This window comes from Sphingomonas azotifigens NBRC 15497 (assembly GCF_002091475.1).
Lineage (GTDB): Bacteria > Pseudomonadota > Alphaproteobacteria > Sphingomonadales > Sphingomonadaceae > Sphingomonas > Sphingomonas azotifigens.
Genome location: NZ_BCTR01000057.1, coordinates 12,033 through 22,638 on the forward strand (window position 1 = coordinate 12,033; position 10,606 = coordinate 22,638).

9 protein-coding genes are annotated in these 10,606 nt (G+C 68.3%); 5 read left to right on the forward strand and 4 right to left on the reverse strand.

Features of this window, described 5'->3' with window-relative positions; genetic code table 11:
- Positions 1 to 205: 205 nt before the first annotated feature.
- From truB to SAZ01S_RS17760, 5 genes are all read left to right on the forward strand, one after another.
- A complete protein-coding gene (gene truB, locus SAZ01S_RS17740; protein ID WP_084583646.1) occupies positions 206 to 1,240 on the forward strand; it encodes a tRNA pseudouridine(55) synthase TruB in 1,035 nt (344 codons plus the stop codon).
- A gap of 23 nt (positions 1,241 to 1,263) precedes the next feature.
- Positions 1,264 to 1,533, forward strand: a complete 270-nt coding sequence (gene rpsO, locus SAZ01S_RS17745; RefSeq protein ID WP_010544825.1) for a 30S ribosomal protein S15 — start codon at positions 1,264 to 1,266, stop codon at positions 1,531 to 1,533.
- Between the two features lie 182 nt (positions 1,534 to 1,715).
- Positions 1,716 to 4,058 carry a polyribonucleotide nucleotidyltransferase gene (gene pnp, locus SAZ01S_RS17750; protein WP_084583613.1) on the forward strand — a complete coding sequence of 781 codons (2,343 nt, stop codon included), beginning with the start codon at positions 1,716 to 1,718 and terminating at the stop codon, positions 4,056 to 4,058.
- Positions 4,059 to 4,215: 157 nt separating this feature from the next.
- Positions 4,216 to 4,653, forward strand: a complete 438-nt coding sequence (locus SAZ01S_RS17755) for a hemerythrin domain-containing protein (protein ID WP_084583614.1) — start codon at positions 4,216 to 4,218, stop codon at positions 4,651 to 4,653.
- Between the two features lie 69 nt (positions 4,654 to 4,722).
- Complete coding sequence (locus SAZ01S_RS17760) at positions 4,723 to 5,082, forward strand: hypothetical protein (RefSeq protein ID WP_084583615.1); 360 nt, start codon at positions 4,723 to 4,725, stop codon at positions 5,080 to 5,082.
- A 77-nt stretch (positions 5,083 to 5,159) separates the two neighbouring features.
- Here the strand turns inward: SAZ01S_RS17760 and smc are convergent, their stop codons facing one another.
- The 4 genes from smc to SAZ01S_RS17780 are packed head-to-tail and all read right to left on the reverse strand — an operon-like array spanning position 5,160 to position 10,603.
- Complete coding sequence (smc, locus tag SAZ01S_RS17765; protein WP_084583616.1) at positions 5,160 to 8,567, reverse strand: chromosome segregation protein SMC; 3,408 nt, start codon at positions 8,565 to 8,567, stop codon at positions 5,160 to 5,162.
- 10 nt (positions 8,568 to 8,577) lie between these two features.
- A complete protein-coding gene (locus SAZ01S_RS17770; protein WP_084583617.1) occupies positions 8,578 to 9,345 on the reverse strand; it encodes a thioredoxin domain-containing protein in 768 nt (255 codons plus the stop codon).
- A 24-nt stretch (positions 9,346 to 9,369) separates the two neighbouring features.
- Positions 9,370 to 10,065: a DsbA family protein gene (locus SAZ01S_RS17775; RefSeq protein ID WP_084583618.1), complete on the reverse strand. Its 696-nt coding sequence runs from the start codon at positions 10,063 to 10,065 to the stop codon at positions 9,370 to 9,372.
- Between the two features lies 1 nt (position 10,066).
- A complete protein-coding gene (locus SAZ01S_RS17780) occupies positions 10,067 to 10,603 on the reverse strand; it encodes a DUF721 domain-containing protein (RefSeq protein WP_084583619.1) in 537 nt (178 codons plus the stop codon).
- Positions 10,604 to 10,606: the final 3 nt, after the last annotated feature.

A 10,606-nucleotide genomic window follows, 5' to 3' on the forward strand; every position in this document is an offset into this window, starting at 1 on the left:
GAGTCGAGTCCCGGTGAAAAGATGGCTCGTCCTCTCCAGCGCGTGTCGCGATTGATTCTCGTCAATGTCGCTGATTTTTCGCGCGCCTGTAGCGGAACAGTCATATTGGGCAAGCGTTTCGGGCGGCGCCCGAATGGATTGCTTCGGTGTGTTGCAATTATGTCGTGGTTTGCACCGCCAGCGAACGCCACCTATGGGCGCGGCGATGCACGGCTGGATCCTTCTCGACAAACCTTTGGGCCTTGGCTCGACACAGGGCGTGAGCGCGGTCAAGCGCGCGCTGCGCGAGGGGGGATATGCCAAGGTGAAGGTCGGCCATGGCGGCACGCTCGATCCGCTGGCGACCGGCGTGCTGCCGATCGCGCTGGGCGAAGCGACCAAGCTCGCCGGGCGCATGCTCGACAGCGACAAGGTGTATGATTTCACCATCCGGTTCGGGGTGGAGACGGATACGCTCGATGCCGAGGGGAAGGGCATCGCGGAGTCCGAGGTGCGTCCGACGCGGGCGGCGCTGGAAGCGGTGCTGCCGCGCTTCACCGGGCCGATCGAGCAGGTGCCGCCGGCCTATTCGGCACTGAAGGTGGATGGCGAGCGAGCCTATGATCTGGCACGCGCCGGCGAGACGGTGGTGCTGAAGAGCCGCGCGGTGACGATCTTTACTCTCACGATTGTGAGCGCTCCGGCCTCCAGTCCCCCTCACCCTTCCGCCGCTTCGCGGCTCCCTCCCTCTCCCACAAGGGGAGAGGGAGAAGTGGCGCCCAACTCCCTCTCCCCGTGTGGGAGAGGGAAGGGGCCCGCCGCCGCAGGCGGTGGGAAGGGTGAGGGGGATGGCTGGCTGGAAGAAATCACCCTCCGCGCCGGTGTCTCCAAGGGCACGTACATCCGCAGCCTGGCTCGCGACATCGGCCGCGCCCTTGGAACGGTGGGCCACGTCACCTATCTCCGTCGCATCAAGGCCGGTCCCTTCACCCTGGATCAGGCGATTTCGCTGGACTCTTTGGCGGATGCCGCTAAGGAGCGGCGCCTTGAAGACATTTGCCTGCCGCTGAGGGCGGGGCTGGACGACATCCCGGCTCTACCCCTCACCCCCGATCAGGCAGGGCTGCTCCGCCAGGGGCGGGTCTTGGTCGGGATTGCCAAAGACGATGGCCTCTATTTCGCGCTGCTCGGGGACACGCCCGTCGCGCTGGTAGAGGCGGAAGCCGGAAGCATCCGGGTCGTCCGCGGCTTCAACCTGTAGCCTTAGATGTCGAAGGAACGCCTATGTCGATCACGCAGGAGCGCAAGGAAGCGCTCGTCAAGGAACACGCCCGCAACGAGGGTGACACCGGCAGCCCCGAAGTGCAGGTCGCGATCCTCTCGGAGCGCATCGCCAACCTCACCGAGCACTTCAAGACCCACGCGAAGGACAATCACTCGCGCCGCGGTCTGCTGATGCTGGTCAACAAGCGCCGCAGCCTGCTGGACTATCTGAAGAAGAAGGACCAGGCGCGCTACGCAGATCTCATCGCGAAGCTTGGTCTTCGCAAGTAACAACGGAAAGGCGACCTTCGGGTCGCCTTTTTGTCATTCCGGTGCGATAACGCACCGGCGGTCCCCGGCGAACGACGCCGGGTACGAACGGGGGATCCGGCAATACGGTCGGTCCCACGAGCCACATACGGCTCACGCATAGGCCCCCCGCGTGATTGGCACCGGGGAGTGAAGGAAACGACATGTTCGACAAGAAGACTGTATCGATCGAGTGGGGCGGCAAGACGCTGACTCTCGAAACGGGCAAGGTTGCCCGCCAGGCCGACGGCGCGGTGATCGCGACCCTCGGCGAAACCGTGGTGCTGTGCGCGGTGACCGCCGCCAAGAGCGTGAAGGAAGGCCAGGACTTCTTCCCGCTGACCGTCCACTATCAGGAAAAATTCTCGGCCGCCGGTCGCATCCCGGGTGGCTTCTTCAAGCGCGAGCGCGGCGCCACCGAGAAGGAGACGCTGGTCTCCCGCCTCATCGACCGCCCGATCCGCCCGCTGTTCCCGGAAGGCTTCTACAACGAGATCAACGCCATCGCTCAGGTGCTGAGCTATGACGGCGAGAACGAGCCCGACATCCTCTCGATGATCGCCGCCTCGGCCGCGCTCACCCTGTCGGGCGTGCCCTTCATGGGCCCGATCGGCGCCGCCCGCGTCGGCTACATCAACGGCGAGTACATCCTCAACCCGACCGACGCGCAGGTTGCCGAGGGCGAGCTCGATCTCGTCGTCGCCGCCACCTATGACGCGGTGATGATGGTCGAGTCCGAAGCCAAGGAGCTTTCGGAAGAGGTCATGCTCGGCGCCGTGCTGTTCGCGCACGATGCCTGCCGCGAAATCGTCAAGGCGATCGTCAAGCTGGCCGAGCAGGCCGCCAAGGATCCCTGGGAAATCGCGTCGCAGGACGACAATGCGAAGCTCAAGGACAAGATCAAGAAGCTGATCGGCAAGGACATTGCCGCCGCCTACAAGCTGACCGACAAGTCGGCCCGCTCGAACGCGCTAAACGAGGCGCGTGCCAAGGCGAAGGCGCAGTTCACCGAGGACGGCCTGTCCCCGCAGGAAGTCATGGCCGGCATCAAGCTGACCAAGAAGCTGGAAGCCGAGATCGTCCGCACCGCCATCCTCAAGGACGGCAAGCGCATCGACGGCCGCACCACCACGCAGATCCGCCCGATCGAGGCGGAGACGCACTTCCTCCCGCGTGCGCACGGCTCGGCGCTGTTCACCCGCGGCGAGACCCAGACCATCGCCACCTGCACCCTCGGCACCAAGGATGCCGAGCAGATGATCGATGGCCTGAACGGCCTCAGCTACCAGAGCTTCATGCTCCACTATAACTTCCCGCCCTATTCGGTCGGCGAAGTCGGCCGCTTCGGCGCGCCGGGCCGTCGCGAAGTCGGCCATGGCAAGCTGGCCTGGCGCGCGCTGCACCCGGTGCTGCCGTCGAAGGAAGACTTCCCCTACACGATCCGCCTGACCAGCGACATCACCGAGTCGAACGGCTCGTCGTCGATGGCGTCGGTGTGCGGCGGCAGCCTCGCGATGATGGACGCCGGCGTGCCGATCAAGCGTCCGGTCTCGGGCATCGCCATGGGCCTGATCCTCGAGGGCAAGGACTATGCGATCCTGTCCGACATCCTGGGGGATGAAGATCACCTGGGCGACATGGACTTCAAGGTCGCCGGCACGTCCGAGGGCATCACCACGATGCAGATGGACATCAAGATCGCCGGCATCACCAAGGAGATCTTCGAGGCGGCGCTCAACCAGGCGAAGGCCGGTCGCGCGCACATCCTGGGCGAGATGAACAAGGCGCTGGGCGAAGTCCGCTCGGAGCTGTCGGCGCACGCACCGCGCATCGAGACCTTCACGATCGACAAGTCGAAGATCCGCGAAGTGATCGGCACCGGCGGCAAGGTGATCCGCGAGATCGTCGCCACCACCGGCGCCAAGGTCGACATCGACGACGAGGGCGTGATCAAGGTCAGCTCGTCGGATCCGGCGCAGATCGAAGCCGCGATCAAGTGGATCAAGGGCCTCGTCGAGGAAGCCGAAGTCGGCAAGATCTACACCGGCAAGGTCGTCAACCTCGTCGATTTCGGTGCGTTCGTGAACTTCATGGGCGGCAAGGACGGTCTCGTCCACGTCTCGGAGATCAAGAACGAGCGCGTCGAGAAGGTCTCGGATGTCCTGAGCGAAGGCCAGGAAGTCAAGGTCAAGGTCCTCGAGATCGATCCGCGCGGCAAGGTCCGCCTGTCGATGCGCGTCGTCGACCAGGAAACCGGTGCCGAGCTGGAAGACTCGCGCCCCGCACGTGAACCGCGCGAGCCGCGCGGCGATCGGGGTGACCGCGGCGATCGTGGCGGCGACCGCCGTCGCGAGGGCGGCCGTGGCGGCGAGCGCGGTGGTGAGCGCGGCGAGCGTGGCCCCCGCCGCGACCGTGGCGACAAGCCGCGCGGCGGCCGTGACGGCGGCAAGGACGACGGGGGCGAGGATATCGGTCTGCCCGCGTTCCTGACCGGCGATCGCGACTGATCGCACGCGTTACGCGCAAGAAATGAAAGGGGTCCGGCGCTGCCGGGCCCCTTTTCATTAACCTATTCCGTCGTTCCACTTTGCGTTGAAGCGCGCTATGCATCGCCGTGGGGGATTGGAGCGGAGCAGACGACGTTTACGGGGTGAGGACCGACCGATGATGGCAACGACGACGATCGCCGAACTGCGGCACGATCACGAGATGATCGACATTCTCGCACGGCGCCTGTCCGGCCTCCTCGAAAGCGATGCGACCCCCGTCCAGCTCTCCACCGCGCTCGACCACCTGCTCAACTGCGTCGCCGAGCATCTCGCCCGCGAAGACACCACCATCTACACGCTGGCGCTGTCGGCCCAGCCGGGCATCTCGCGCACCAAGGTCGATGAGGTCCGCGACGATTTCGAGCGGCTCAAGGCCAACTGGCAGGATTATCTGCAGTTCTGGACCCCCGAGCAGATCGCCGCCGACCGCCAGGGCTTCGCCGACGCCAGCCGCGCGATGCTGCCGCGCCTGCGCAACCGGGTGAAGCTGGAGGAAAGCCTGCTGGTCGCCGCCGCGCTGCAGGGCGAGCCGAGCTTCCAGACGAAGCATTGAGGCGCGCGTCGCAGTTCGGGCGCAAGTGCAGCATTGCGCACAATGGACTCATCGAGCTATAGTTTGCTCATGGCGCGCGCTCTTATATCCTCGGAAAACAGCTTGTTTCGGAATGTGGTGGGGGCTGCATTTGCCATCATCTTGATACCGATTGTCATCGTCGTAAGGCTGATCGCAATCCCTTTCGATAAAGCGACCGAACGTTCTCCGGCAGAAGTGTTGAGCTATCTCCGCAACTTCTATGATGGAACGGGTGACGATTACGACTGGGATGACTTTACAAGCGTGTCGATCTCTAACGCTGAGCTAGAAGACATTCGGGCGAGCGCTGCCTCACTCGATCTGCCGATGGGAGATGGCGAGCTAAGCAGCCTCCGGGCGCTGATCGGTAAGGTTGAAGCCATGGTAGCGCAACGACCTACGCTTTGAACACCGTACGCGTGCCACCAGCTTTGCTACCCCGCTAGATTGCCGGACCGAGGTTATTCGTGGGAGTGGGCCTCCCGCTACTCCGCCGCCAACAAGCTTGTCGCGCCGCCCAGATCTACCGACACCAGCCGGCTGACCCCCCGCTCGACCATCGTCACCCCGAACAGCCGGTGCATCCGCGCCATGGTCGCGGCATTATGGGTGACGATCAGGTAGCGGGTCGCGGTTTCGCGGGTCATCGCCTCCAGCAGATCACAGAAGCGGTCCACATTGGCGTCGTCGAGCGGCGCGTCGACTTCGTCGAGCACGCAGATCGGCGAGGGCTTGGTGAGGAACAGCGCGAAGATCAGCGCGACCGCGGTCAGCGCCTGCTCGCCGCCTGATAGCAGGGTGAGCGACTGCAGCTTCTTGCCCGGCGGCTGGGCCATGATCTCCAGCCCCGCCTCCAGCGGATCGTCCGAATCGATGAGGGCCAGATGCGCCTGGCCGCCGTTGAACAGCGTGGTGAACAGCCGGCGGAAATGCTGGTCGACCGCCTCGAATGCGGCGAGCAGCCGCTGCCGCCCCTCGCGGTTGAGCGTGCCGATCGAGCCGCGCAGCCGGTTGACCGCCTGGAGCAGTTCGTCGCGCTCCTTGGCGTTGGTGCCGAACGCGGCCTCCAGCTCGGCAAGTTCGGTCTCGGCGACCAGGTTGACCGGCCCCAGCCGCTCGCGTTCGGTGCTGAGCTTTTCGTGCGCGGCGGACTCGGCCTGGGGATCGCGGACGCTGGCAGGTTCGAAGTGCAGCCGCACCGGCAGCAGCGGCGGCGGGCATTCGAAGCGCTCGCCCGAGACGCGGCCCATTTCCACCCGGCGCAGATCCTGGTTTTCGGCCCGGGCCGCGGCACCCGCCCGGCGCTCACGGGCTTCGGAAAGGACGTCGCTGGCTTTGCGCAGCGCCGCCTCGGCGGTGCGCAGCGCGGTCTCTGCCTCGCGTTCGGCGGCTTGGGCGGCGGCCGAGTCGCGCTTCATTGCCTCGTTGCTGGCCTCGGCGTCGGCGAGCTGGGCGGCGATCTGCGCGGGCCGGGCGGCAATCGCCTCACGCTCCTGCGCCAAGGTGGCGGCGCGCTCGTTCATCTCGGCGGCGCGGCGGCTGGCGTCGACGGCGCGGGCGGACCAGCTCTTCACTTCGGCCTCGGCGGCCGCGCGCCGCTCGCGGGCTTGGGCGAGATCGCGGTCGAGCGTGGCGCGCTCGGCACGGGCGGTCGCCACCGCGGCGCGTGCCTGCTCCGCGGCGCGCGACAGCGTCGCCACCATGGCACGGGTTTCGGCACCATCGGGCAGCGCCGCCTTGGCGGCTTCGGCGCGGGCCAGTTCGCCGCCCGCTTCCTCGGCTTCGGCGGCGATGCGGGCGCGGCGCGTGTCGAGATCGGCGCGCTGCGCCTCCAGCCGTTCGAGCTGGTTGGCGGCGCGATCCTCGGCGCGGGTTGCCTCGCGCGCGGCGAGCTCGGCCTGGTCGAGCCGCTTGCGGTTCTCGGCAGCGCTGCGGCGCGCCTCGGCGATGCTCGCCTCGATCCGGCTCAGCTCGGCCGCCGCCGCTTCCAGGGCTGCCTGTGCCGCGGGCCGTGCCTGTTCCAGCGCGGCGAGCCGGTTGACCCGCTCCAGGCGCTCGGCCGCCGCGGCGCCGCCCGAGCGGGCGCGATAGCCGTCCCAGCGGCGCAGCATGCCCTGCAGCGTCACCAGCCGCTGGCCGACCGCGAGCGGCTGGCCAGCATCGGTCTCGCACACCAGCACCTGCGCCAGCCGTCGGGCAAGTTGGGGCGGGGCGGTGACGTGCGCGACCAGCCGGGTCGCGCCCGTGGGCGGCGCGGGGTCGGATGGCAGCGCGTCGGCGCCGGCCCAATGACGCTCGGCGCTCGCGTCCAGCCCGGCATCGAGATCGTCGCCCAGCGCCGCCGCCAGCGCGCGCTCATAGCCGGCCGTGACGGTCACCCGATCGAGCAGCCGGTCCTTGCCCGAAGGCTTGGTCGCCTTGGCAAGCGCGGCTGCTTCGCTGTCGATCTGGGCGAGCTCGGCATGCGCGGTGGCCCGCGCTCCTTGCGCGCCGTTGCGCGCTTCGATCGCTGCGCGCTCCTCGGCATCCGCGCGGGCGAGCGCCGCACGCGCCGCTTCGGCCTGGCGCTGCGCCTCGGTGCGCGATTCGCTTGCGCGTTGCCGTTCGGCGAGCAGCGGCGTTGCATCGCCCAGTGCCCGTGCCTCGGCCTCGATCCGCGCCTGATCGCGCTGGCTGCGCTCGACCCGGCCGCGCGCGGCAGAGCGTGCGGCATCGGCGACGCGGACCTCGGCGGCCTCGCTCGCCTGCTGCGCCAGCGCCTGCGACAGCGCGACGTCGGCGTCGCGGGCGGCGCGCTCGGCCTCCGCAAGGGCAGAGTCGAGCAACGGCAGCCGCGCGGCGGTCTCGGCGATCCGCGCCTCCAGCGTCGCCTGTTCGGCGGTGAGCCGTTCGATCGCCTGCGCCGCATCGCGGGCGAGCGCGGCCTCGCGGGCGCGATCGCCCTCCAGCCGCCGGCTCGCCTCGGCCAGTTCGGCGATGCGGCGCTCGACGCCATGGCGCGCGCTGCGGAGCGTTTGCAGCCGATGCTGCGCGTCGCTGGCGGCGTCGCGTAGCCGGAGCGCCTCGGCGCGGAGCGTGCCGACCGCCTCGGCGGCTGCCAGTTGCGCCGCTTCTGCTTCGGCCTGGGCAGTGGTCCGCTCTGCGACCAGCGACTCTGCCTCGGTCGCTTCCTTGCGGGCGACATCGGCGGCCATCGCCGCGTCGCGCCAGCGGGCGAAGATCATCCGCGCCTCGGCGACGCGGATGCGGTCGGAGAGCTCGCGGTAGCGCTCCGCCTGCCGCGCCTGGCGCTTGAGCGCGGCGGCGCGCTGCTCCTGCTCGCCGATCAGCTCGTCCAGCCTTGTGAGGTTGGTCTCGGTCGCGCGCAGCTTCTGCTCGGCATCGCGGCGGCGCACGTGCAGCCCGGCGATTCCCGCCGCTTCCTCCAGCATCGCGCGGCGCTCGCCCGGCTTGGCGGCGATGATCGCGCCAATCCGCCCCTGGCTGACCAAGGCCGGCGAATGCGCGCCCGTCGCCGCATCGGCAAAGGCGAGCGCCACGTCCTTGGCGCGCACGTCGCGGCCGTTGATGCGATAGGCGGAACCCGCGCCGCGCTCGATGCGGCGGATGATTTCCAGCTCGTCCTGCTGCTCGGGCAGGTCGGCGACCACCGCCACTTCGGCGAAGTCGCGCTGCGGGCGGGTGGCGGTGCCGGCGAAGATCACGTCTTCCATGCCGGCCCCACGCATCGACTTGGCGCTGGTTTCGCCCATCACCCAGCGCAACGCTTCGAGCAGGTTGGACTTGCCGCAGCCATTGGGGCCGACGATTCCCGTCAGCCCCGGTTCGATCCGCAGATCGGCCGGGTCGACGAAGCTCTTGAAGCCCGTCAGCCGCAGCCGTTTTATCTGCATCGGTGGTCGATCAGCGTGCGCCGGCCTTCTGGAGCAGCGGCTCCAGATCGGCCCAGGTGTTCACATCGGTCTTCTGGCCGTTGATGAAGAAGGTCGGCGTCGAGTTCACGCCATAGACGTTGGCGCCGTCGGCGTTGACCTTGGCGATCGTCTCGATCTGCTTCTGGTCGGCGAGGCAGGCCTTGGCCTGCGCCTCGGGCAGGCCGCGCTGCTTCATGAAGTCGACCATGCCCAGCGCCTGGGCGAAGCCCGCCGCGGCCTGGGGCGGCGGCATCTGCTGGATCTGGTCGAGCACCTGCGGGTTGGTCTGCTGGAGCGCCATGATCTTCTTCTCGAACTCCTCCTGGCCGGCATAGATCTGGTCCAGGGTCGGGAAGAAGGCGTCGGAGGGCACGCACTGGTTGAGCAGCGCGAGCGCGAGGTCTGGCGCGCCGTGGATCAGGAAGTCGCGATATTCATAGCTGACCTTGCCGGTCTTGACGTATTTCTCGCGCAGCGGCTCGACGCCGGTGGTGCCGAACTGGGCGCAGAACGGGCACATGCGCGAGCCATATTCGACCAGCTTGATCGGCGCGTTCGGGTTGCCCTGGCGGAAGCCGTTGTCCTTGGTCTTCTCGACCACGTCGGTCCACTGCTTGCCGGCGGGAGCGGCCACGCCCGCAACCGGGGTGGCCGACTGGACCGGCGCGCTGCTGTTGCTGCCGGTGCCGCCGGTCTTGTTGCCGCCGTTGCAGGCGGCGAGCGCCAGGATGGGAAGAAGCGCGAGGGCGAAACGCATGGAAGTCTCCGGGTTCAGAAAGGGTCAGGCGCCGGCGGCGCGCAGTTCGGGCTCGAGATAGGGCCAGGTGAAGGCGCGCACCCGCCGGCCGTTGACGAAGAAGCTCGGCGTGCCGTCCACCTTGTAGAGGTTGGCGCCGTCGGCCTGCGTCTTGGCGATGCGCGCGATCGCCTGGGGATCGGCGAGGCACTGGCGCGCCTTCGCCTCGGGCAGGCCCTGTGTCTTGAGGTAGGCGAGCATGCCCATGCCCTCGGCGAAGCGCGTCGCCATCTGCGGCGGCGGCAGCTTCTGCCAGGCCTCCAGCGTGGCGGGCGTCTTGCTCAGCGCGATCAGCCGCTCCTCGAACTTGGGCTGGTTGGCGTAGATCGCATCGAGCACCGGGAAGAAGCGCTGGGTGCCGACGCACTGGTTGAGCAGCGCCAGCGCGAGATCGGGTGCGCCGTGCACCAGATAGTCGCGATATTCGTAGCTGACCTTGCCGGTCGCGACATACTGGTCGCGCAGCGGCTTCACCCCGTTCTCGGCGAACTGGTAGCAGGTCGGGCAGGTGCGCGAGCCATATTCGATCAGCTTGACCGGCGCATTGGGATTGCCCTGCCGATAGCCGCCCTCGGGCGTGGCGACGACGGTGGTCAGCCAATTGGGCTGCGGGGCGGGGGCGGCACCGAGCGCGAACAGCGGCACGAGCGCCAGCATCAGGGTGAGGAGTCGCTGCATCATCTCAATCGATCCGGCCGAATACCGGCGTTTCGTCCTGCGCCGCGACGCCCGCGGCAAGCGATTCGAGCACCGCGCGCAGCTCCGGATCGGCGATTCCCCGCAGGCTCTGGCCCATCGCCTCGGGGATCGGCTTGAGGCTGGGCGGCGGCGCGGGCTTGGCGGCGGCGGGGCGGAGGTCGCCGTGGCGGATCGCCAGCTTGGCGACGGCGGGATAGCCGAAGAAGCGGTTCACCCGCTCGATGATCTCGGGCGCGATATGCTGCATCATCGGCGCGAAGGCCCCCGAGACGGTGAGCGCCAGCACGCCCTCCTCGCGCTTGCCGCGCGGGAAGCGAATCGATTCGGGCGCGGAGACGCGGGCATAGCGCTCGCCGACGATCTCGGCCCAGCGGCTGACCACCGAATGCTGGACGAAGCCGAACTTGCGGAAGGCGGCGCCGCCCACGTCCGGCAGCAGCTCGGACACCGCACGGACGCGGTTCGAGCGCTGCGGCTCGGGGCGCGGCTGGCGGGTGGTGGCACGGGGGGGCTTCGTCATTGC